The following is a 22,215-nucleotide window of genomic DNA, read 5'->3' as shown; positions in this document are numbered from 1 at the left end:
GGATAAAACGATGCAGAAAGTTGTTCTCGCTACCGGCAACGCCGATAAAGTGCGCGAGCTGGCCTCGCTATTAAATGATTTTGGGCTGGATGTGGTGGCGCAGACCGAGCTGGGCGTGGAGTCCGCCGAAGAGACCGGCCTGACGTTTATCGAAAACGCGATCCTGAAAGCACGCCATGCCGCACAGGTCACCGGCCTGCCCGCGATTGCCGATGATTCCGGTCTGGCGGTTGATTTTCTGGGCGGTGCTCCGGGCATTTACTCTGCCCGCTATTCAGGCGTGGACGCCACCGACCAGCAGAATCTGGAAAAGCTGCTTGTCGCCCTGAAGGATGTGCCAGACGAACAGCGTACCGCGCAGTTCCACTGCGTGCTGGTCTATATGCGCCACGCTGAAGACCCCACGCCTGTCGTCTGCCACGGCAGCTGGCCGGGGGTGATTACCCGTGAAGCAGCCGGTAACGGCGGCTTTGGCTACGATCCGATTTTCTTTGTCCTGACTGAGGGCAAAACCGCTGCGGAACTGACCCGCGAAGAGAAAAGCGCGATTTCCCACCGTGGACGCGCCCTGAAATTGTTACTGGAAGCCCTGCGTAATGGCTAATTTGCCGCCTCTGAGTCTTTATATTCATATCCCCTGGTGCGTGCAGAAATGCCCGTACTGCGATTTCAACTCGCATGCGCTGAAAGGTGAAGTGCCGCACGATGATTACGTTGCACATCTGCTGGCCGACCTGGATGCCGATGTACCTTACGCACAGGGACGTGAAGTGAAGACCATTTTTATTGGTGGCGGTACGCCGAGCCTGCTGTCAGGCCCGGCGATGCAGACGCTGCTGGACGGCGTGCGTGCGCGCCTGAATCTGGCAGCGGATGCTGAAATTACGATGGAAGCCAACCCCGGTACCGTTGAGGCCGACCGTTTTGTCGAGTATCAGCGGGCGGGCGTGAACCGGATTTCCATCGGCGTGCAGAGCTTTAGCGAGCCGAAGTTAAAACGACTGGGGCGTATTCACGGCCCGGAAGAGGCGAAGCGGGCGGCAAAGCTGGCTACTGGGCTGGGTCTGCGCAGTTTTAACCTCGACCTGATGCACGGCCTGCCGGATCAGTCGCTGGAAGAGGCGCTGGACGATTTGCGTCAGGCGATTGCCCTGAACCCGCCGCATCTTTCGTGGTATCAGCTGACCATCGAGCCCAATACGCTGTTTGGCTCTCGTCCACCGGTGCTGCCGGATGACGATGCGCTGTGGGATATCTTTGAGCAGGGCCATCAACTGTTGACCGCCGCAGGCTATCAGCAGTACGAAACGTCGGCCTATGCGAAGCCGGGCTACCAGTGCCAGCACAACCTGAACTACTGGCGCTTTGGCGACTATCTGGGCATTGGCTGCGGCGCGCACGGTAAAGTGACGTTCCCTGACGGGCGTATCCTGCGTACCGCAAAAACGCGCCATCCGCGCGGGTATATGGAAGGTCGTTATCTCGAACGTCAGCACGATGTCGAGGCGGCGGACAAGCCGTTTGAGTTCTTTATGAACCGCTTCCGCCTGCTGGAAGCCGCGCCGCGTAAAGAGTTTGCCCTTTATACCGGGTTGCCGGAAACCGTGATTCGCCCACAAATTGACGAGGCGCTGGCACAGGGGTATCTCACGGAATGTGAGGAATACTGGCAGATCACCGAGCACGGCAAACTGTTCTTAAACTCCCTTCTTGAGCTGTTCCTCGCCGAAGAATCTGAAGGCTGATTCAGGATTTTGCATCCCGTTCTGCCAGCTAAGGGAAAGGCTGGCAGAGTGTGGGGATGGAAATTATATATTCTTATGCAAAACAGCTCAGACGCGAACTGACGAAGGAAGAGAGACGACTGTGGTATTTACTTCGCAGCCGCCGTTTCGAAAATTATAAATTTCGTCGACAACATCCGGTAGGTCACTACATTCTGGATTTCGCATGCTGCAAAGCACGTTTGGCAGTTGAGTTAGATGGCGGGCAGCATGACGAAAAGCAAGAATACGATCGTCAAAGGACACGTTGGCTTAACGAGAAAGGCTGGTATGTCATTCGATTCTGGAATAACGAAATCTGGAACAACGAAGAGGCGGTATTAGAAAAAAAACGGGAAACCCTGCAAATGCTACTACCCTCACCCCGGCCCTCTCCCTGAAAGGGAGAGGGAGCAAACCATTCCCTCGCCCCCTTGGGGAGAGGGTTAGGGTGAGGGGTGAAGTTAATTACTTCAACGTCCCCACCAGCGCCTTCCTGCTGTCTTCCAGCGACACCACGCGTTTACACACGTCTTTACCGAACTGCTGGAAATCGGCTTCCTGATTCTTCCACTCGTTCTGAATCGAGGTCTGCAGACCGCCCAGGCTACCCAGCACACCCTGCAGCGGGTTACCGCCGCCTTTCAGTACCGCTTTGGCGCCCATCTCGTTAATGCTGTCCTGCAGGATGCCGCCCATGGCCTGATTCACCAGCTGCTGGCCGTCAGCACGCACCTGATCAATCGCTTTGTAGTGGAACGTCAGGCCGTCGGTACGATGCTCGATAATCCGGTTCATCTGCTCTTTCAGCTGTTTGTCGAGCTTCGTCAGGCGGGTGCGCATGTTGCTGCTCTCACCCACCTCTTTGGTAATGATCTTGTCCAGCGCGACGCGGCCTTTCTCCACGCGGGTTAGCGCGCCTTCGTCAATCCACGGCAGCGCGGTACGCAAATCGGCCTGGTAGTCTCTGGCCTGCTCACGCTGCGCGGCGGTCAGATTGTACTGTTTGCCATTGAACGTGACATCACCCTGCGGCGTGATGACCAGATTGCCGTTCTCACCTTTAACCTGAACGGTTTGCGGACTTAACACCACGTCATCACGCGGGGTGACGCTACATTTATACTCCGCATGGGCGGTGAATCCGGTTGCCATTAAGACAACAGCCAGCAACGTTTTGCGCATCTTTAACACTCCCTCAGACAAAATGGGCCAGCTAATGCTGGCCCCTGACTTCTTTATTAGTCCCACCAAACGTCGAAAAGTTCGCTGACGCGGACATCTTCCAGTTTGTGGTCTTCAAGCCATTTACGTACCAGCGCCTGATGTTCTTCGGTGCATTTACCCACTTCCTGGGTGCAGATAAGACCTTCCCACGCCAGATAGCCGCTACCGTCGAAGGCCAGCTTGTTTGGCTCGATCACCTCGTTGATGAACGCATCAACGTCCTGATCGATCTGCTCAACGCTGGTGCCTTCCGGGAAACGCCAGGCAACGGAGAAGCCCACTTCCTGGAATTCTTCGATGTGCATCTTTTTACGCAGACGACGGCTACGATTCTTTGCCATTATTTCACCCTCTCGAACATTAAGTCCCATACGCCGTGACCAAGACGATGGCCACGCTGTTCAAATTTCGTTACCGGACGCGATTCCGGACGCGGTACATAGTCGTTGCTCTCTGACTGGTTTTTATACCCGTCCAGAGACGACATCACTTCCAGCATATGTTCCGCATACGGTTCCCAGTCGGTCGCCATATGGAAGACACCGCCCAGTTTCAGCTTACTTTTTACCAGCTCAGCAAACGGCGCCTGAACGATACGGCGCTTATTATGACGTGCTTTGTGCCACGGGTCAGGGAAAAAGAGCTGAACCATGTTCAAAGAATTGTCAGGAATCATTTTGTGCAGCACTTCCACCGCGTCGTGACACATCACGCGCAGGTTCTCGACCCCCTCTTCGTGGGCGGTGGCCAGACACGCGCCAACGCCTGGAGAATGCACTTCTATGCCGAGGAAGTTCTGCTCCGGGCGGGCTTTCGCCATGGTCACCAGCGAGGTGCCCATACCAAAGCCGATCTCCAGGGTCACTGGCGCATCGCGACCGAACAGGTCGGCAAAATCGAGCGGCTGCTCGCTGAACTCAACGCCCATCACCGGCCAGTAGTTGTCCAGCGCGTGTTGCTGCCCTTTTGTCAGGCGACCCTGACGGCGGACAAAGCTGCGAATACGGCGCAGCGGGCGACCGTTTTCATCAAATTCCGGTGAAATGACGTCGTTTTTCATAAAAGAGTTGTCTGCTTGTGAGAATGTTCGGGAAACGGGCATTATCCAAAGTTAAGGCTTCTATGCAAGCATGGGAAAGATCCGGTTTACAGCAGATTGACGCTGTGCTGCAATCGGCGTCCCTGATTAGACGAATCGATGACCATGCAAGCCTCTCAATTTTCAGCCCAGGTGCTGGACTGGTACGACAAATACGGGCGTAAAACCCTGCCCTGGCAAATTGAAAAAACGCCTTACAAAGTATGGCTCTCCGAAGTGATGTTGCAACAAACGCAGGTTGCCACGGTGATCCCTTACTTTGAGCGTTTTATGGCGCGCTTTCCCACGGTAACCGATCTGGCCAACGCGCCGTTAGACGAGGTGCTGCACCTGTGGACAGGGCTTGGCTACTACGCCCGCGCGCGCAATCTGCACAAAGCCGCACAGCAGGTCGCGACGCGCCACAACGGTAAATTCCCGGAAACCTTCGACGAGGTGGCGGATTTACCCGGCGTTGGGCGATCCACCGCGGGTGCCATCCTCTCACTGTCCCTCGGCAAGCATTTCCCGATCCTTGACGGTAACGTGAAGCGCGTGCTGGCACGTTGCTATGCGGTTGACGGCTGGCCGGGGAAAAAAGAGGTCGAAAAGCGGCTGTGGGAGATCAGCGAAGCGGTGACCCCGGCAAAGGGCGTGGAGCGGTTTAACCAGGCGATGATGGATCTGGGTGCGATGGTCTGCACCCGCTCGAAACCAAAATGCGAGCTCTGCCCGCTCAATAACCTGTGCGTGGCGTACGCAAATCATTCCTGGGCGCAGTATCCCGGTAAAAAGCCGAAGCAGACGCTGCCGGAGCGCACCGGTTACATGCTGTTGATGCAGCACGGGGACGAGGTCTTTCTGGCGCAGCGCCCGCCGAGCGGCCTCTGGGGTGGTCTATACTGCTTCCCACAGTTTGAAGATGAAGCCACGCTGCGGGCCTGGCTTAAACAGCGCGGCATTGCTGCCGATAACCTGACGCAGCAGACCGCGTTTCGCCACACTTTCAGCCATTTCCATCTGGATATTGTGCCGATGTGGCTTCCCGTGTCCTCCTTCGCCTCGTGCATGGATGAAGGCACCGCTCTCTGGTATAACTTAGCGCAACCGCCATCAGTCGGGCTGGCGGCTCCCGTGGAGCGCCTGTTACAACAATTACGTGCCGGTGCAATGGTTTAGCATCGGCTAAAAAAGAGGAATGAGTATGGCCAGAACCATTTTTTGTACTTTCCTGCAGCGCGACGCTGAAGGCCAGGACTTCCAGCTCTATCCGGGCGAACTGGGTAAGCGCATTTATAACGAGATCTCCAAAGAAGCCTGGGGACAGTGGCAGAAAAAACAGACCATGCTGATTAACGAGAAAAAACTCAGCATGATGAACCCGGAACACCGCAAGCTGCTGGAGCAGGAGATGGTGAACTTCCTGTTCGAAGGTAAAGACGTGCACATCGAAGGCTATACGCCGCCGGAAAAATAACAGCGCGCGGGGGAAACCCCGCCGTTCAAGCAAACACAACACGCACTCCCGGAATGATGAAAAAAATTTTAGCGCTAGCCCTTGTTGCGCCGTTGCTTGTCTCGTGTTCATCCAAAAAAGGCGATGAATACAACGAAGCCTGGGTTAAGGACACCAACGGTTTTGATATTTTGATGGGGCAGTTTGCCCACAACATCGAGAACATATGGGGATTTAACGAAGTTCTTATCGCCGGACCTAAGGATTACGTTAAGTACACCGACGCCTACCAGACCCGTAGCCACATCAACTTCGATGACGGTACGATCACGGTTGAAACCATCGCGGGGACTGACCCAGCGGCGCATTTACGGCAGGCCATTATCAAAACCCTGCTGATGGGCGACGATCCGGGTTCAATCGATCTCTACTCCGACGCCGACGACATTACCATTTCTAAAGAGCCGTTCCTGTACGGTCAGGTCGTGGACCAGACCGGTCAGCCAATCCGCTGGGAAGGCCGCGCCACGAAATTCGCCGACTATCTGCTGCAAACGCGTCTGAAAAGCCGCACCAACGGCCTGAAAGTGATTTATAGCGTCACAATTAACCTGGTGCCGAACCACCTCGACAAGCGTGCGCATAAGTATCTGGGCATGGTGCGTCAGGCGTCACGTAAATATGGCGTGGATGAGTCGCTGATCCTGGCGATCATGCAGACCGAATCGTCCTTTAACCCGTACGCCGTGAGCCGTTCCGACGCGCTGGGGCTGATGCAGGTTGTCCAGCACAGCGCCGGTAAAGACGTGTTCCGCGCACAGGGGAAATCGGGCACGCCGAGCCGTAGCTATCTGTTTGACCCGCAAAGCAACATTGATACCGGCACGGCCTATCTGGCGATGCTGAATAATGTCTATCTGGGCGGGATTGATAACCCAACCTCACGTCGTTATGCGGTCATTACCGCTTACAACGGCGGTGCAGGCAGCGTGCTGCGTGTCTTCTCGAATGACAAAGTGCAGGCCGCAAATATCATCAACAGCATGGCGCCGGGGGATGTCTACGCCACCCTCACCACCCGCCACCCGTCTGCGGAATCCCGTCGTTATCTGTATAAGGTGAATACGGCGCAGAAGAACTATCGTCGCCGCTAGAAAATAACCCTCCTCACCCTGCCCTCTCCCAAAGTGAGAGGGTATTCAAGTTCCCTCTCCCTGTGGGAGAGGGCCAGGGTGAGGGCATCAGGCCGCACCTACCCCATCTCACCCCACCCATACGAAAATGTTATTTGCATCACAATCCAAACTGCAAATTAATGTGGATTGCATTTTTTTGCGGGAGGTAACAAAACATATCGTTGCCAACTGATAGAATTGCATCAAATAACAACCCTGAATGTTCCTATAACAACATATCTCCCGCTCACTTGTGAGGAAAGTAACATGAACCTTAAGCTGCAGCTTAAAATATTGTCGTTTCTGCAGTTCTGCCTGTGGGGTAGCTGGCTGACTACACTCGGCTCCTATATGTTTGTGACGCTCAAGTTCGATGGTGCGTCAATCGGTGCCGTCTACAGCTCGCTGGGTATCGCGGCGGTCTTTATGCCAACGCTGCTGGGGATCGTGGCGGATAAATGGTTGAGTGCGAAATGGCTGTACATGCTTTGCCACCTGGTGGGCGCGGGCACGCTGTTTATGGCAGCCCAGGTCACCACGCCGGGGGCGATGTTTATGGTGATCCTGCTTAACTCGCTGGCCTACATGCCAACGCTTGGGCTGATCAACACCATCTCCTACTACCGCCTGAAATCCGCCGATATGGATATCGTGACCGACTTCCCGCCTATCCGTATCTGGGGCACCATCGGTTTTATTATGGCAATGTGGGGCGTGAGCTTCGCGGGCTTTGAACTGAGCCATATGCAGCTCTACATCGGTGCGGCGCTCTCCGTGGTGCTGGCACTGTTTACCCTGACGCTGCCGCATATTCCGGTATCTAACCAGCAGAAAAACCAGAGCTGGAGCACCATGCTTGGCCTGGACGCTTTCGCGCTGTTTAAAAACAAACGCATGGCGATCTTCTTTATCTTCTCCATGCTGCTGGGCGCGGAACTGCAAATCACCAACATGTTCGGCAATACCTTCCTGCACAGCTTCGATAATAACCCGCTGTTCTCAGGCAGCTTTATCGTTGAACATGCCTCGGTAATGATGTCCATCTCGCAGATCTCTGAGACGCTGTTCATCCTGACCATCCCGTTCTTCCTGAGCCGCTACGGCATCAAGAACGTCATGCTGATCAGTATTGCCGCGTGGATGCTGCGCTTCGGCCTGTTCGCCTACGGCGACCCAAGCCCGTTCGGCACCGTGCTGCTGGTTCTGTCGATGATTGTTTACGGCTGCGCCTTCGACTTCTTCAACATCTCTGGTTCGGTGTTTGTGGAAAAAGAGGTGAAACCTGAAATCCGCGCCAGCGCACAGGGTATGTTCCTGATGATGACCAACGGCTTCGGCTGTATCCTGGGCGGCGTGGTGAGCGGTAAAGTGGTTGAGATGTATACCACCAACGGCATTACCGACTGGCAGCCAGTGTGGCTTATCTTCGCCGCATACTCGCTGGTGCTGTTCTTCGCGTTTATCGTGCTGTTCCAGTACAAGCATGTACGCGAACCGCACGGCGCACAGCCAGTCGCGCATTGATTATTGTGCCGGGTAGGCGAAGCCGCCACCCGGCTATTTTATTGCAGCAAGCACCCACCCCACCGACAGCAAATCCGCGCTGCCGCCCGGGCTCAGGTTGCGTTCAATCAATGCGTTATCCATTCTACGCAACGCTTCACCATCCCAGCCGTCAGCCAGCAGTTCCCGCGCATAGTTCTGAACGTAGCCCAGCCCCTCAATGCCGCCGCGCGACACCAGATTGCTGTCCTGATTGATTGCCATCAGGCGTAACAGCAGGCCGTGAAGTGAATGTCCGTTCCACTGCGCCAGCGCTTTACGCACCGTCGCAAAACCACTCTCCGCCTCGCCGCGCGCGCCGGTTAAGCCGTACTGCCGGAACTGCCGCTCCCCCGCCGTCGCCTGCCCGCTGCGTTCGGCCAGCTCTCGCGAAACCAGCCCGTGGCAGATGTTACTCACCTCACAACAGAGGCTTTCTGCGGAGATATTTTTCACACGCCCGGCGGCGAAGCAGAGTAAACCAAGGGCAAAAATGCCCCCTTTGTGCGTGTTCACCCCGTTCGTCGCGGCATACATCGCCTGCTCACAGGCCATCCCCATCGGGCGGAGGAGCCGTAACTGTTCGCCTGCGGGTTTATCGGCATGCGTGTTACCCAACTCAGCAAAGCGCGAAAACCACGGCGTAATCGCCATAATGCTGCGGACAAACAGCGCGTGATCCATATCGCGATGGGAGCCGTTATTGAGCCTGTCCACCAGCCCCGGTTTCGGTGTCAGCGCCAGCTCCTGCCACAGCGCCTCTGCGGCAAGCGCGGGGACGTTAAGCGGGCGCGGTTTAGTCGCGAGCAAACCAGTCATCGATCATCTTCTCCACGCGCGCCACCACCTGCTCCACAGGATGTTTGCGCGAACGGGAACAGGCGTGGGCAGGTTCATCGCAAATCAGACAGCGTCTGAGATTTGAGCCCAGCGACTGACGTCCAACGTGGCCGTTTTCAGGGCAAATCACATCCAGATCCCACAGCCTGCCAAGCGGGTGCGTCTGCTCCAGCTCCGCACAGTGGGCTTTGATTTCTGCCGCGGGATGGGCCACACACCACAGCGCTTCGGGCCCGGTCGGGAGCCACAGCACCTGGCGGTCCAGCACCTGCCAACGGTTTTCCCACAATAGCTGGTCGCACATTTGTAACGCCACGCCCATGGTGTTGCGATAGCGCAGGCTGTCTTTGATCTCCCCGGGTGTTATCAGCGTGAGGGAGATCACCGGTTGTTGATAGTGCGTAAGCCAGTCAGCCTGACGGGCCGCGCGGCGCTCTTTCGCCGCCAGCAGCGCGTCCAGGCTGACACCCGCCCGCACGGGTGTCGCAATGGTCATATTCACTCCTTTACCTGTCGAACGGTGTCGATCACGCTGCCGTCGCGGTAGCGGATCACCCCGACAATTTTGTCGGTGAATTCAATTGGTTTCGGTACGCCTGTCAGCGAAATCGCCCGCTCATAGAGGGCGTTGATATCCACAACCTTCAGCCCTGCTTCCATGAGGCGTTCGCGGATCTCCGGGCGCGCCGGGTTGACCGCAATGCCGTGATCGGTGACCAGCACGTCGATGCTTTCGCCCGGCGTGAGGCGTGTGGTAACGCGCTTCACCACCGTCGGAATGCGGCTGCGCAGCAGCGGCGCAACGACGATGGTCAGGTTCGCCGCGGCGGCCACGTCGCAGTGCCCGCCGGACGCGCCGCGCATCACGCCATCGGAGCCGGTAATGACGTTAACGTTGAAATCGACGTCAATCTCCAGCGCGCTGAGGATCACTACGTCGAGCTGGTCGCAGCTTGCCGCCTTACTGCCGGGGTTGGCGTAGACGTTAGTGGAGATCTCCACGTGGTTCGGGTTGCGCGCCAGCGAGGCCGCCGCCTGGCCGTCGAAGCACTGGGTATCGAGCAGCTTTTCAATCAGCCCCTTCTCGTGCAGATCTACCAGGCTGCCGGTGATGCCACCCAGCGCAAAGCGTGCCTTCACGCCGCTGCGCTCCATCTTCTCTTCCATAAAGCGGGTGCAGGCGGTGGCCGCCGCGCCGGAGCCGGTCTGCATCGAGAAGCCCGGTTTAAAATAGCCGGAGTGCTCAATCACATCCGCCGCATAGCGGGCAATCATCAGCTCGCGCGGGTTACTGGTGACGCGCGCCGCGCCGACGCTGATTTTTGCCGGATCGCCCACGCTCTCCACCTGCACGATGTAGTCCACCTGATCCTGCACCAGGCTGGCGGGCATATTGGGGAACGGCACCAGCGCTTCCGTCAACAACACCACCTTGCGGGCAAAATGGGCGTCCACCATCGCGTAGCCCAGCGAGCCGCAGCACGATTTCCCGTGCGTGCCGTTGGCGTTACCAAACTCATCGCTGCACGGCACGCCAAGAAACGCCACGTCAATGTTCAGCTCACCGTCCTGCAGCAGCTTTACGCGCCCGCCGTGAGAGTGAATTTGTACCGGCTCGTCCATCAGCCCGTGGGAGATGGCATCCGCCAGCTTGCCACGCATGCCGGAGGTGTAGATCCGGGCGATCACCCCGCTTGCAATATGCTCGATCAGCGCGTCGTTGCAGGTCATCAGCGAGCTGGAGGCGAGGGTCAGGTTTTTGAAGCCCATCCGCGCCAGCAGCGCCACGACGGTGTTGATCACCCGGTCGCCTTCACGAAACGCGTGGTGGAAGGAGATGGTCATTCCGTCCTTCAGGCCGCTACGCCTCACCGCCTCTTCAATGGAGGCGCAGAGTTTACGGCTGTGTTTCGCGTCGCTGTCCGCCAGCCACGGCGTGGCGCTGTGGGCGGTATCAAACGGTTTTAACTCCCGCAGATGGGGAAAATTCACATGGAGAAGTTCTGTCTGGTTCATTGTGTCATCCTTACCGACGCACGCCGGAAGCCGCCGCGCGTTCGAGCACCACCTGCGCGTGGTTAATAATCGGTGCATCCACCATCTTGCCGTTGAGCGACACCACGCCAAGGCCGTTACGTTCGCCCTCTTCTGCCGCTTCAATCACCCGCAGGGCGTGATCCACCTCTTCCTGGGTCGGCGCGTAGGCGTTATGCAGCAGGTCTATCTGGCGCGGGTTGATCAGCGATTTGCCGTTAAAGCCCATCTTGCGGATCAGATCGACCTCGCGCAGGAATCCGGCCTCATCGTTAACGTCTGACCACACCACGTCGAAGGCGTCGATGCCTGCTGCGCGAGCGGCGTGCAGCACGGCGCAGCGGGCGTAGAACAGCTCGGTGCCGTCGCCGCGCTCGGTCTGCATGTCCATCACGTAGTCAAAAGCCGCCAGCGCAATGCCGATCAGGCGCGGCGAGCTGCGGGCAATCGCCACGGCGTTGATAACGCCAATGGCCGATTCAATCGCCGCCATCACGCGGGTAGAACCAACCTCGCGCCCGCACTCCTGCTCGATACGCTCAAGATGGCCTTCCAGCTCGTAGATGTCGTCCGGGGTGTCGGTTTTCGGCAGGCGGATCACGTCCACGCCGGCACGCACGGCGGCTTCCAGATCCAGCAAGCCAAACGGCGTGCTCAGCGGGTTAATGCGCACCACGGTTTCGATGTCCTGATACATCGGGTGCTGCAGGGCGTGGAACACCAGCATTCGCGCGGTGTCTTTCTCGCGCAGAGCAACGGCATCTTCAAGGTCAAACATGATGGAGTCTGGACGGTAGATAAACGCAGTTGAAAGCATGGCGGCGTTGGCGCCCGGCAGGAACAACATACTGCGGCGGAGTTTGCTCATTTCAGCGCCCCCCAGTTAATGGCCTGTTCATCGGCAGCACGCAGAAGCGCACTTTGCAGGCGGGCGCGGATCACACAGTCCAGCGCCCCTTTATCTTCAATAATGATAAGTCCCTGGTGCACGTTCATGGCGCGCAATGTCTCGTTGACCACCTGGCGAATTTGCTCGCCAAACTGCTTAATCACTTCACTGTGGATGACTATCTCCAGCTCGCCGTGAGCGGGAGCAATTTTCACCATCAGGTCGCTGGACTCCTGCGTTCCGGCCAGCGCCTCCCTTACAATTTTCATGATAAATTCCTGGTAGTTAAGCGACTTCGGCACTCGCACGGTAGTGTGTTTCGAGGTGCGCGAAGGTGGAGTCCGGGACAATCTCCCGGATCCGGGAAAACTGCTGAGTCTTGAGCAAGCGGCGCACTTCGGACGCTGAAATGGCATTGCCGGTGGCCTTGATGCGCGGCATTTCCACCACCTCAATCTGCGGGCTCAGCAAGGCGTGCAGCGTCTGGTTGTACTGACGGGTGATATCGCAAAACGGCTCGGAGCCGATAAAACGATGGGTAATGCCCAGCGCCGGTGCGATAAAGTCGCGGAAGATCAGCACGTCGATTTCGCTCCACGCCTGCTGCACTTTGCCGGTCTCTTTCAAAAAGTAGGCCGGGAAGGTGGCGCGGGAGATGATGTACTGCGAGCCTTCGTGCACGGTCACATTTGGCAGATGCGCGACGCCCGCACGCACCATTCCGAGGCGCGCGCTGAACGGAAAGAACGAGGCATCTTCACGCACCACAAACAGGTGCAGGGCGTCACACTGCATCGCCGCCTGCTCCACCAGATGACGGTGGCCGAGGGTGAACGGGTTGGCGTTCATCACTATCGCGCCAGTCTTCTCCCCGCCCTTGCGCATCCTGCCCAGGGAACGGCAGTAACGCTCGATCCCCTGCGGAGTGTTCTCCATCAGCACGGCGTTGTTGCCGCTCTGGGCAATCGGCCAGAAGCCGCTACGCGCAAAGCGCTCCTTATTGCACGGTCGCGTGCAGAGGAAGAGGTGAAAATGACCGCGCTCCAGCGCCGCATTCTGCACCTCCGCCAGCAAGCGCGCACTGAGGTTCTCGCCGCGAAGCTGCTCGTTCACGGCCACACACTTGATGACGTTGGCGGCAAGACCGGCGCAACCCACCAGTTGCGCGCCAGACCAGGCTTCGACAAACAGCGTGATGTCGTTGTCCAGGCCAAGGCCGCTGTCTGCAAGCAGATAACGGATCTGGCTTAAGCGTTCCGGGTGTTTCGCCACCAGCGTGTGGCGAAAATCGATGGGTTGACTGTTCATGCCGCCTTTCTCAGTGTGCCGCCGCAAGCCCGGTGGCTGGCGCTTCCACAATCACGTTGCTCAGATGACCGATATGCTCGATCTCCACTTCAATGCGATCCCCCTCTTTCATAAACAGCGGCGGATTACGCTTTTTACCCACCCCGCCCGGGGAGCCGGTGATGATCACATCGCCCGGACTTAAGCGGGTAAAGGTGCTGATGTACTCGATCAGCTCCGCAACCTTGTGGATCATGCTGCTGGTGTTATCTTCCTGCACCATGCGGCCATTCAGCCAGGTGCGGATCGCCAGCCTGTGCGGGTCCGGGATCTCATCGGCCGTTGCCATCCACGGGCCAAACGCGCCGGTCTGACGCCAGTTCTTACCGGCTGTAAACCAGGTGTGCTGCCAGTCGCGGGCGGAGCCGTCCATATAGCAGCTGTAGCCCGCCACGTGGCGCAGCGCCTCGTCACGGCTGATGTTTTCCCCGCCCTTGCCGATGATCACAGCCAGCTCGCCTTCGTAGTCGAATTCGCTGGAGTGACGCGGCTTCAGCACCGGCTCGTTGTGGCCGGTCTGCGAATCCGGGAAGCGCACGAACAGCGTCGGTGCCGGGTTGTGCTGGTCAAACTCCTTGCGCTTGTCGGCGTAGTTCATGCCGACGCAGAGGATTTTTTCCGGCTGCTCAATCACCGGTAAGAAGGTGATGGCGCTCATCGGCACGTCCACGGCATCGTTCAGGTAACGGGTGGCCTGCGCCAGCCCGTTGCCCTGCAGCAGCGCTTTGAGGTCGCTGTAGCGGTCGCCGAGACGGCGACCTAAATCAATCACACCTTCGGCCTGGACGATGCCGTAGCTGCGTTTTCCCTGGTATAAAAAGCTTGCGAGTTTCATTGTTCTTTCCTGAAAACTTAAACGAGGAAGTTGCCCAGAATCAGCAGTGAGATAGAGAGGTTAATCGCGCCGCCGATACGGGTAGCAATCTGGGCGAAGGGCATCAGGCTCATACGGTTGCCTGCGGTCAGGATCGCCACGTCACCGGTACCGCCCTGGCCACTCTGGCAGCAGGAGACGATGGCGACATCAATCGGGTGCATACCAATCTTTTTGCCGACGAAGAAGCCGGTCGCCACCAGTGAAGAGACGGTACTGATAATCACCAGCAGGTTAGTCAGCGTGAAGGCCGCGACCAGTTCATGCCATGGGGTGATCGCCACACCGACCGCGAAGAGGATGGGATAGGTCACCGAGGTCTGGAAGAATTTGTACACCACCTGAGAGCCTTCCAGCAGACGCGGAGAGGCACCGTTGCAGAGCTTCACCAGCACCGCCATAAACAGCATGCCAACCGGCGCAGGCAGACCAATCAGCTTGTGGCCGAGCATGCCCAGCATGTAGAGCAGCACCGCCAGCAACGCACCGGAGGCGATGGTGGTGACGTCCGCTTTGCCAGAGAACGCCGGTTGAGAAACGGTGGCATCGGCATTCGCGCGGTTCGGCATCAGCTGACCTTCACCGGTCAGGTGCGGATAACGCTTGCCCAGTTGGTTCAGACAGCCGGAGATGATGATAGCGGTCAGCCCGCCGAGCATGACCATCGGCAGCACGCGACCGAGCGCCACGCCCTGATCCATGTGCAGCAGGGTGGCGTAGCCGATGGAGAGCGGGATAGCCCCTTCGCCCACGCCGCCTGCCATAATCGGCAGAATGATAAAGAAGAAGATCTGGAACGGCTCAAGACCCAGCGCCAGACCCACGCCCATCCCCACCAGCATGCCGACGATCTCGCCGCACAGCATCGGGAAGAAGATGCGCAGGAAGCCCTGAATCAGCACGGTGCGGTTCATGCTCATGATGCTGCCGACAATAATGCAGCAGATGTAGAGATAAAGAATGTTGGTGGATTTATAGAACTTAGTGGTGGATTCCACTACCACATCCGGCAACAGGCCGTAATAGACCAGCGCGGAGGGGATAAAGGTGGCGCAAATCGCCGCCGCGCCGAGCTTGCCGACAATCGGCAGGCGTTTGCCGAACTCACCGCAGGCAAATCCGAAGAACGCCAGCGTCGCCACCATCACCACGATATCGCTTGGCAGTTTTCCGCCCAGACAATCAATGGCAATCAGCGCGCCCGCCAGGACAAACAGCGGCAGAGGAATAATCCCGATTTTCCAGGTATCCATAATATGCCACCAGCGCTCTTTGAGCGATGGCCGCTGAATATCAATCGGGTCGTGGGTAACAGAGAAAGAATCGTCAGTTGTGCTCATAATAAGCCCCTTAGTTATTTTGTGCGTTCAGCTTAGAGTCACAAAGGCTTACTTTATGTGAGGAATGGCATATTAAAAGCGAAGTTTTAATGGCGACTATGGTTTTAATGGTTTCTTTTATTTAATGTGATTTGCCCCTTATTTATTGCCGTGGTTTTTATGGTTTCTTTTCTAAACCGAACAAACAAATAACATTTACACGGTCGTGTTTAAGGGAAAACCCTTTCAGATAATTCTTTTGCAGGCCTTGCTGTGCAAGGGATCACAAGTTTTCGGCAAAGCGGGTATCCACGCGAAAAAAGATGATATATTGACAAACCTCGTTGATACCACGCGTGATTGTTATGAAAGTATCGTTTCAGATTAAGCTGTTTGTTTCGCTGGTTGTCTTTTTCTCAGTGCTTTTTGCTTTGCTGGGCGGATATTATTATGTCGACGTTAGCCGACAACTTTATCAGGAAATGAGCGCACGCGCAAAAATACAGGCGGAAGAGATCGCCCTTATTCCGTCATTACGAAAAGAAGTCGAACAAAAAGATATCAACGCCATTCACGATTTTATGCAGAAAATAGCCACCCACAGTGATGCCAGTTTTATTGTGATTGGCGATAACAAAGGGCTGCATCTGTTTCATTCCGTTTTTGCGGACAGAGTGGGCCATACGCTGGTCGGCGGAGACAACGAAGAGGTCCTGCGCGGTAAAAGCACCACCACCATCCGCAAGGGAGGATTAGGCATTTCGCTGCGCAGCAAAGCGCCCATTTTTAACGATGCCGGTCAGGTAGTGGGGATTGTCTCGGTAGGCTATCTCACCAGCTATCTTGAAACCATCACCGTCAGTAAAGTGGTTAACATCCTGATCGCCGCCGTACTGTTACTGCTTGCCCTCTTTATCTTCTCCTGGTTCTTTACCCGCAGTATCAAGAAGCAGATTTTCTCCCTGGAGCCGCGAGAGATTGGTCTGCTTGTGCGCCAGCAGAAGGCGATGATGGAGTCCATTTATGAAGGGGTGATCGCCATTGACGATGAACGGCGAATAGAAGTGATTAACCAGGCGGCACGTAAACTGCTGGGCCTGAGCCAGCCGGCCCGGGAACTGCGCGGGCAGCTGATAAGCGAGGTAATCGATCCTGTTCCGTTCTTCGAAACACAAACGATGCTCGCCAAAGATACCCATGACGAGATTTGCCGCTTTAACGATCTCACGGTGATCGCCAGCCGGGTGCGCATCATGCTGGAGAACTCTCTGCAGGGCTGGGTGATCACCTTCCGCGATCGCAACGAGATCGACTCGCTCAGCGCCCAGCTCAGCCAGGTCAAACGCTATGTTGATAACCTGCGCATTATGCGTCACGAGCAGCTAAACCGGATGACCACTCTCTCCGGCCTGTTGCATATGGGCCGCTACGAGGAGGCGATTGGCTACATTCAGGCGCAGTCGGAACACGCTCAGGAGCTGCTGGACTTTATCTCTTCGCGCTTCAGCTCCCCGACCCTGTGCGGCCTGCTGCTGGGGAAAGCCGCGCGGGCGCGGGAGAAAGGCGTCGAGCTGAACTTCGACCCGATCTGTCGTCTGGACAGACCGTTCCTCGCGCTGCCTGAGGAGGCGCTGATTTCTATCATTGGCAACCTGCTGGATAACGCCATTGAAGCGACCCAGCGCTCGCCGCTTCTGCATGCTCCTGTGGAAGTGCTGATAAAACTGAGCGAACAAGAACTCATCATCGAAGTGGCCGATCAGGGCGTTGGCATTAAACCGGAGATCCGTGACAGGATATTTGAGCGAGGCATCACCACCAAAACGCGCGGCGATCACGGCATTGGTTTGTATCTGATCGAAAGCTATGTCACACAGGCTGGCGGTGCAATTGAGGTTGCCGATAATACGCCGCGGGGGGCGATTTTCTCACTGTTTATCCCCGCCACGGGAACCGCCCGGCATCCCGCACAGGAACAGGAAGATACCGATTATGCAACATGAACTTATCGACGTACTGATAGTTGAAGACGAGAACGAACTGGCGCAACTGCACGCAGAGCTGATCGGCAAACATCCGCGTCTTAGACTGGTGGGGATTGCCTCGTCGCTGGCGCAAGCGCAGGTTGAGCTTGAAAGTAAACAGCCGCAGCTGATGTTGCTGGATAACTACCTGCCGGACGGGAAAGGCATCACCCTTATCAGTAACCCGATGCTCGCCCGCGCCAACTGTTCAGTGATTTTCATCACCGCCGCCAGCGATATGGACACCTGCAGCCAGGCCATTCGTAACGGGGCGTTTGATTACATCCTGAAGCCGGTTTCCTGGAAGCGGCTCAGCCAGTCGCTGGAGCGTTTTGTGCAGTTTGCTGAGCAACAGCGGGTCTGGAAGATTGTTGACCAGCAGAACGTCGATTCTTTATACCAGCTACAGGCGAAAAACTACCGCCAGGACAACGGCAGCAAAGGTATTGAGGAAAATACGCTGGCGCGGGTGCAGGCGCTGTTTAACGACAAGGCGACGCACTGTTTTACGGTGGATGAGGTGGTGAGTGAAACGGGGCTGAGTAAAACCACCACCCGGCGCTATCTGGAGCACTGCGTGGAGGCAGGTTTTCTGACGGTGGAGATGCTGTACGGCAAGATTGGGCATCCGCGGAGGATGTACAAGCGTAGTGCGGTTTGAAGAAAAGTTCCCTCTCCCTGTGGGAGAGGGTTAGGGTGAGGGCAACAGCCCGCACTATCTCAATACATACCCATAAAGCCGCTTAATCCCGTCGGCATCCTTTTCGCTGTAAACGCCCTGCAGCTCCGGCGAGAAGCCCGGCAGCAGGTTAATCCCCTCTTCCAGCGCCAGGAAGTAGCGCTGCACCGCCCCGCCCCAGACTTCTCCCGGCACCACGCACAGTACACCAGGCGGATACGGCAGCGCGCCTTCAGCAGCAATGCGCCCTTGCGCATCACGGATGCGCACCAGCTCCACGTTCCCGCGAATGTACGCCTGATTGGCATCCTGCGGATTCATCACCACCGCGGGCAGGCTCTCCTTGCGGAACATCGCCTTCTGCAGATCTTTCACATCAAAACTGACATAGAGATCGTGCATCTCCTGACACAGCTGGCGGAGCGTGTAATCCCGGTAGCGTACCGGGTATTTCTGATAGATGGTCGGCAACACGTCCGCCAGCGGCGTATCGTCTTCAATATGCTGTTCAAACTGGCCAAGCATCGCCACCAGCTGCGCCAGCTTCTCGCTGCTTTCGGCAGGCGTCAGCAGGAAGAGGATCGAGTTGAGATCGCACTTCTCCGGCACGATGCCATTTTCCCGTAGATAGTGCGCAAGGATGGTCGCCGGAATACCGAAATCAGTATATTCCCCGGTTTCAGCATCGATGCCCGGCGTGGTCAGCAGTAGCTTGCACGGATCGACAAAGTACTGATCGCGGGCATAGCCCTCAAATCCGTGCCATTTGGCCCCCGGCTCAAAGCTGAAGAAGCGACGTTCGCTGGCGATGGCCTGAGTTGGATGATCCTGCCACGGACGGCCTGCCACCACTGGCGGAATAAACGGTTTGATCATATGGCAATTTGCAATGATCGCCTTACGCGCTTCAATCCCCAGCTCGACGCACTCCGCCCACAGCCTGCGTCCGCTCTCCCCTTCGTGAATTTTTGCGTTCACATCCAGTGCCGCAAACAGGGGATAAAACGGGCTGGTGGAGGCGTGCAGCATAAATGCGTTGTTCAGGCGTTTATGCGGACAGAAACGCGCCTGGCCCCGGATGTGGTTATCCTTTTTATGGATCTGCGAGGTTTGCGAGAACCCGGCCTGCTGTTTATGCACCGACTGGGTCACGAAAATGCCCGGATCGTTCTCGTTCAGCTCCAGTAACAGCGGGGAGGTTTCCGCCATCATCGGAATAAATTGCTCGTAGCCCACCCACGCAGAGTCAAAGAGGATGTAATCGCACAGATGGCCGATCTTGTCGATCACCTGACGGGCGTTGTAGATCGTGCCATCGTAAGTACCAAGCTGGATCACTGCCAGGCGGAACGGGCGGGTCTCGTCTGCCTTCTCCGGCGCAACGTCGCGGATCAGATTGCGCAGGTACGCGTCGTCAAAGCAGTGTTCGTCAATCCCACCGATAAAGCCAAACGGGTTACGCGCCGCTTCCAGATACACCGGCGTCGCGCCCGCCTGAATCAGGGCCCCGTGATGGTTAGATTTGTGGTTATTGCGATCAAACAGCACCAGATCGCCACGGGTCAGCAGCGCATTGGTCACCACCTTGTTGGCCGCCGACGTACCGTTCAGCACGAAGTAGGTTTTATCCGCGTTGAACACTTTCGCGGCGAACTTTTGCGCATGCTTGGCGGAACCTTCGTGGATCAGCAGATCGCCGAGCTTCACGTCAGCATTGCACATATCGGCGCGAAAAACGTTCTCGCCAAAGAAGTCATAGAACTGTCGTCCCGCCGGGTGTTTTTTGAAAAACGCCCCGTGCTGGTGGCCCGGACAGGCAAAAGTGCTGTTGCCCATTGCAACATACTGGCTCAGGGTGTCGAAAAACGGTGGTAACAGGTTCTCTTCGTAACGGCTGGCGGCAGACTCCAGTTCCAGGAACTCCTGCGCTTTACCCGAGATGACAGCCGTGGCGCTATCGGGCACGTCCGTCGGCTCTTGCGAGAATAAATAGACCGGTAAATGAAAGCCCGTGCGTTTCAGCAACGCAAGAATGCCACTGCGACTCTCCGCGAGCGTAATGACGACTGCCGCCACATCGGTAAAATCAGTGTTATCCAGCGTCACCTTTTCGCGATGCGTGGACACAGTGGAAACCAGCTCACGGCTGACGGCGATTTTCATGGTTTTCATAGGCGCTATATACCCTCACCGAACGGTGAGACAGGGAGGAGAAAATTCGCGCAATAATGTCACCTTTTATTTTGAGGTGCAAGAAGGAATCAGTATGCACTTCACCACCCAAAGCTAAGCGTAAAAAAGCGCTGGCGTGTCATAATCATGCAATACCTATGATTAAGTAACAGGAGTTTTCCGTGGTTATCGGGCCATTTATCAACGCGAGTGCCGTATTGCTGGGCGGCGTACTCGGTGCAGTGTTAAGTCAGCGATTACCGGAGCGTATTCGCGTCTCTATGCCCTCCATTTTTGGCCTGGCCTCCCTCGGGATTGGCATTCTGCTGGTGATCAAATGCGCCAACCTGCCGGTGATGGTGCTGGCCACCCTGCTCGGGGCGCTGATTGGTGAGTTTTGTTATCTGGAAAAGGGAATTAACAACGCGGTCAGCAAAGCGAAAAACCTGATAGCCCGTCCGGGCAAAGCCAAACACGGCACCCACGAGACGTTTATTCAAAACTACGTTGCCATCATTATTCTCTTTTGCGCCAGCGGCACCGGGATTTTCGGTTCGATGCAGGAAGGGATGACCGGTGACCCCAGCATTTTAATCGCGAAGGCGTTTCTCGATTTCTTCACCGCTACGATTTTTGCCACCACGCTCGGTATCGCGGTGGCCGCGATTTGTGTGCCAATGCTGCTGATTCAGCTGGCGCTTGCCACCTGCGCCACCCTGATCCTTCCGCTGACCACGCCCGCGATGATGGCAGATTTTACCGCCGTTGGCGGTCTGCTCCTGCTGGCAACAGGGCTGCGCATCTGCGGGATCAAGATGTTCGCGGTGGTGAATATGCTGCCCGCCCTGCTGCTCGCCATGCCGCTTTCCGCGCTGTGGACCCACTTTTTCGCTTAAGATTGCGACGAACTGGTGAGAGATTGTGCATCCTGTAACGAAAACAACATTTTTCGTTGACGGCGGAGAGTGAATCGGGTTTAATGCGCCCCGTTGCCCGGATAGCTCAGTCGGTAGAGCAGGGGATTGAAAATCCCCGTGTCCTTGGTTCGATTCCGAGTCCGGGCACCACTCATTTTAAACCCTCGCTTAGGCGGGGGTTTTTGCTTTCTGAGTCAGCAAAGTAGCTACCCCCCTTTTCTTTCCTCCATCCCCCGCTTCCCTGTGGTACGCAATTGGCGTGTTTACCGTCACATAGAAACAGAAAAACCTGACCTTCACCGATCTGTTCAAGTATTGTAAAGCACATATCAACCCCACAAAGCCCGACAGAGTGGCGTCACGTATGCGTGAAGTGACTTCTGCTTCAGACCACGTAACCACATTGCTACTATATGGTGCGTTGGTACGCATGGCTGTCATGGGGAGTCGTTTATCAGTCTAAGCAGTGGCCGGTAAAGCAATGGAGAGAAATTACAATGGATGCAGCATTACTTAACATGATGCACTCAGGTGGAAGAAATAAAGCCTGGGCGGAAACTATGGTGAATATGGAAGCCAGGAAGCTGGTAAATACAGCCAACACTCTGTCGGCTTTTCATCTCAGCGATAGTCTGACTCGAATGAAGTTTATTCAGGAAATTCGTGACCTCATAGAACGACAGTTTACATTAGCTCGTCGGGCTAAATCAGATGAAGAATGCATGGAATGCGTTAAAGTTCTGAGAGAAGAAAACTGTAACCTCCTGGAACAAGCTCGTTTATTATGACCTGCTCCCCGTTGATTAGTACACCCCGATGTTAGTAATGTCTTCATAAGCCACATGAGGACATCCCCATGAAGAAGCGTTTTTCCGACGA

Annotated in this window: 22 protein-coding genes, 1 tRNA gene and 1 pseudogene; 12 read left to right on the top strand and 12 right to left on the bottom strand. The window is 56.3% G+C overall.

Features of this window, described 5'->3' with window-relative positions; all coding sequences use genetic code 11:
• Positions 1-10 precede the first annotated feature (10 nt).
• The 3 genes from rdgB to ACOTZF_RS23235 are packed head-to-tail and all read left to right on the top strand — an operon-like array spanning position 11 to position 2,164.
• The gene (rdgB, locus tag ACOTZF_RS23245; protein WP_129253132.1) at positions 11-604 is read left to right on the top strand and encodes an RdgB/HAM1 family non-canonical purine NTP pyrophosphatase; all 594 of its coding nucleotides are present in this window, start codon (positions 11-13) and stop codon (positions 602-604) included.
• The gene (gene hemW, locus ACOTZF_RS23240) at positions 597-1,745 is read left to right on the top strand and encodes a radical SAM family heme chaperone HemW (protein WP_038983534.1); all 1,149 of its coding nucleotides are present in this window, start codon (positions 597-599) and stop codon (positions 1,743-1,745) included. The genes rdgB and hemW overlap by 8 nt, the downstream gene beginning before the upstream one ends.
• 56 nt (positions 1,746-1,801) lie before the next feature.
• Positions 1,802-2,164, top strand: a complete 363-nt coding sequence (locus ACOTZF_RS23235; RefSeq protein WP_038983532.1) for an endonuclease domain-containing protein — start codon at positions 1,802-1,804, stop codon at positions 2,162-2,164.
• A gap of 67 nt (positions 2,165-2,231) precedes the next feature.
• Here the strand turns inward: ACOTZF_RS23235 and ACOTZF_RS23230 are convergent, their stop codons facing one another.
• Genes ACOTZF_RS23230 through trmB form a run of 3 tightly spaced genes read right to left on the bottom strand, consistent with a single transcriptional unit; the run spans position 2,232 to position 4,050 of the window.
• Positions 2,232-2,948, bottom strand: a complete 717-nt coding sequence (locus ACOTZF_RS23230) for a DUF2884 domain-containing protein (protein ID WP_023621456.1) — start codon at positions 2,946-2,948, stop codon at positions 2,232-2,234.
• A 56-nt stretch (positions 2,949-3,004) separates the two neighbouring features.
• Complete coding sequence (locus ACOTZF_RS23225) at positions 3,005-3,331, bottom strand: YggL family protein (RefSeq protein WP_003862421.1); 327 nt, start codon at positions 3,329-3,331, stop codon at positions 3,005-3,007.
• A complete protein-coding gene (trmB, locus tag ACOTZF_RS23220; protein ID WP_020689542.1) occupies positions 3,331-4,050 on the bottom strand; it encodes a tRNA (guanosine(46)-N7)-methyltransferase TrmB in 720 nt (239 codons plus the stop codon). Before trmB ends, ACOTZF_RS23225 begins: the two co-directional genes overlap by 1 nt.
• 144 nt (positions 4,051-4,194) lie before the next feature.
• Here trmB and mutY point away from each other — a divergent pair, with 144 nt between their 5' ends.
• The 4 genes from mutY (at position 4,195) to ACOTZF_RS23200 (ending at position 8,223) form a co-directional block, all read left to right on the top strand.
• Positions 4,195-5,247 carry an A/G-specific adenine glycosylase gene (gene mutY / locus ACOTZF_RS23215; RefSeq protein WP_168733707.1) on the top strand — a complete coding sequence of 351 codons (1,053 nt, stop codon included), beginning with the start codon at positions 4,195-4,197 and terminating at the stop codon, positions 5,245-5,247.
• Between the two features lie 25 nt (positions 5,248-5,272).
• On the top strand, positions 5,273-5,545 hold the full coding sequence (locus tag ACOTZF_RS23210) for an oxidative damage protection protein (protein ID WP_013098674.1): 273 nt from the start codon (positions 5,273-5,275) through the stop codon (positions 5,543-5,545).
• Between the two features lie 56 nt (positions 5,546-5,601).
• Complete coding sequence (mltC, locus tag ACOTZF_RS23205) at positions 5,602-6,678, top strand: membrane-bound lytic murein transglycosylase MltC (protein WP_013098675.1); 1,077 nt, start codon at positions 5,602-5,604, stop codon at positions 6,676-6,678.
• A gap of 288 nt (positions 6,679-6,966) precedes the next feature.
• A complete protein-coding gene (locus ACOTZF_RS23200) occupies positions 6,967-8,223 on the top strand; it encodes a nucleoside permease (protein ID WP_013098677.1) in 1,257 nt (418 codons plus the stop codon).
• Positions 8,224-8,256: 33 nt separating this feature from the next.
• Here the strand turns inward: ACOTZF_RS23200 and citG are convergent, their stop codons facing one another.
• The 8 genes from citG to ACOTZF_RS23160 are packed head-to-tail and all read right to left on the bottom strand — an operon-like array spanning position 8,257 to position 15,565.
• Positions 8,257-9,060 (bottom strand): triphosphoribosyl-dephospho-CoA synthase CitG, encoded by an 804-nt coding sequence (citG, locus tag ACOTZF_RS23195; RefSeq protein ID WP_129253134.1) that lies wholly within the window; start codon positions 9,058-9,060, stop codon positions 8,257-8,259.
• On the bottom strand, positions 9,038-9,577 hold the full coding sequence (gene citX / locus ACOTZF_RS23190; RefSeq protein ID WP_129253136.1) for a citrate lyase holo-[acyl-carrier protein] synthase: 540 nt from the start codon (positions 9,575-9,577) through the stop codon (positions 9,038-9,040). Before citX ends, citG begins: the two co-directional genes overlap by 23 nt.
• Before the next feature lie 2 nt (positions 9,578-9,579).
• Positions 9,580-11,097: a citrate lyase subunit alpha gene (gene citF, locus ACOTZF_RS23185; RefSeq protein ID WP_029882972.1), complete on the bottom strand. Its 1,518-nt coding sequence runs from the start codon at positions 11,095-11,097 to the stop codon at positions 9,580-9,582.
• A gap of 10 nt (positions 11,098-11,107) precedes the next feature.
• Positions 11,108-11,983: a citrate (pro-3S)-lyase subunit beta gene (gene citE, locus ACOTZF_RS23180; RefSeq protein WP_013098681.1), complete on the bottom strand. Its 876-nt coding sequence runs from the start codon at positions 11,981-11,983 to the stop codon at positions 11,108-11,110.
• Complete coding sequence (citD, locus tag ACOTZF_RS23175) at positions 11,980-12,273, bottom strand: citrate lyase acyl carrier protein (RefSeq protein ID WP_013098682.1); 294 nt, start codon at positions 12,271-12,273, stop codon at positions 11,980-11,982. The genes citE and citD overlap by 4 nt, the downstream gene beginning before the upstream one ends.
• 16 nt (positions 12,274-12,289) lie before the next feature.
• Positions 12,290-13,312 (bottom strand): [citrate (pro-3S)-lyase] ligase, encoded by a 1,023-nt coding sequence (citC, locus tag ACOTZF_RS23170; RefSeq protein WP_013098683.1) that lies wholly within the window; start codon positions 13,310-13,312, stop codon positions 12,290-12,292.
• A gap of 10 nt (positions 13,313-13,322) precedes the next feature.
• Positions 13,323-14,186 carry a fumarylacetoacetate hydrolase family protein gene (locus ACOTZF_RS23165; protein ID WP_023621451.1) on the bottom strand — a complete coding sequence of 288 codons (864 nt, stop codon included), beginning with the start codon at positions 14,184-14,186 and terminating at the stop codon, positions 13,323-13,325.
• A gap of 17 nt (positions 14,187-14,203) precedes the next feature.
• Positions 14,204-15,565, bottom strand: a complete 1,362-nt coding sequence (locus ACOTZF_RS23160; RefSeq protein ID WP_129318028.1) for a 2-hydroxycarboxylate transporter family protein — start codon at positions 15,563-15,565, stop codon at positions 14,204-14,206.
• A 344-nt stretch (positions 15,566-15,909) separates the two neighbouring features.
• On the opposite strand from ACOTZF_RS23160, the gene ACOTZF_RS23155 reads away from it, so the two are divergent.
• Positions 15,910-17,547 carry an ATP-binding protein gene (locus ACOTZF_RS23155; RefSeq protein WP_114519506.1) on the top strand — a complete coding sequence of 546 codons (1,638 nt, stop codon included), beginning with the start codon at positions 15,910-15,912 and terminating at the stop codon, positions 17,545-17,547.
• Positions 17,537-18,229: a response regulator gene (locus tag ACOTZF_RS23150; protein WP_014833240.1), complete on the top strand. Its 693-nt coding sequence runs from the start codon at positions 17,537-17,539 to the stop codon at positions 18,227-18,229. The genes ACOTZF_RS23155 and ACOTZF_RS23150 overlap by 11 nt, the downstream gene beginning before the upstream one ends.
• A gap of 54 nt (positions 18,230-18,283) precedes the next feature.
• On the opposite strand, the gene ACOTZF_RS23145 is transcribed toward ACOTZF_RS23150, so the two are convergent.
• On the bottom strand, positions 18,284-20,419 hold the full coding sequence (locus tag ACOTZF_RS23145; protein WP_129253544.1) for an ornithine decarboxylase: 2,136 nt from the start codon (positions 20,417-20,419) through the stop codon (positions 18,284-18,286).
• Positions 20,420-20,601: 182 nt separating this feature from the next.
• Between ACOTZF_RS23145 and ACOTZF_RS23140 the strand changes: the two genes are divergently transcribed.
• From ACOTZF_RS23140 to ACOTZF_RS23130, 3 genes and pseudogenes are all read left to right on the top strand, one after another.
• Complete coding sequence (locus tag ACOTZF_RS23140) at positions 20,602-21,315, top strand: DUF554 domain-containing protein (RefSeq protein ID WP_013098689.1); 714 nt, start codon at positions 20,602-20,604, stop codon at positions 21,313-21,315.
• A 95-nt stretch (positions 21,316-21,410) separates the two neighbouring features.
• Positions 21,411-21,486 (top strand) — tRNA-Phe (locus tag ACOTZF_RS23135).
• A gap of 347 nt (positions 21,487-21,833) precedes the next feature.
• Positions 21,834-22,121 (top strand): annotated as a pseudogene (locus ACOTZF_RS23130) (hypothetical protein); the annotation flags it as partial.
• Positions 22,122-22,215 lie beyond the last annotated feature (94 nt).

This window comes from Enterobacter cloacae complex sp. SHL021, assembly GCF_049237765.1.
Classification (GTDB): domain Bacteria; phylum Pseudomonadota; class Gammaproteobacteria; order Enterobacterales; family Enterobacteriaceae; genus Enterobacter; species Enterobacter cloacae.
The sequence above is the reverse complement of the archived record's forward strand: the minus strand, read 5'-3'. Positions and strand labels throughout refer to the sequence as shown.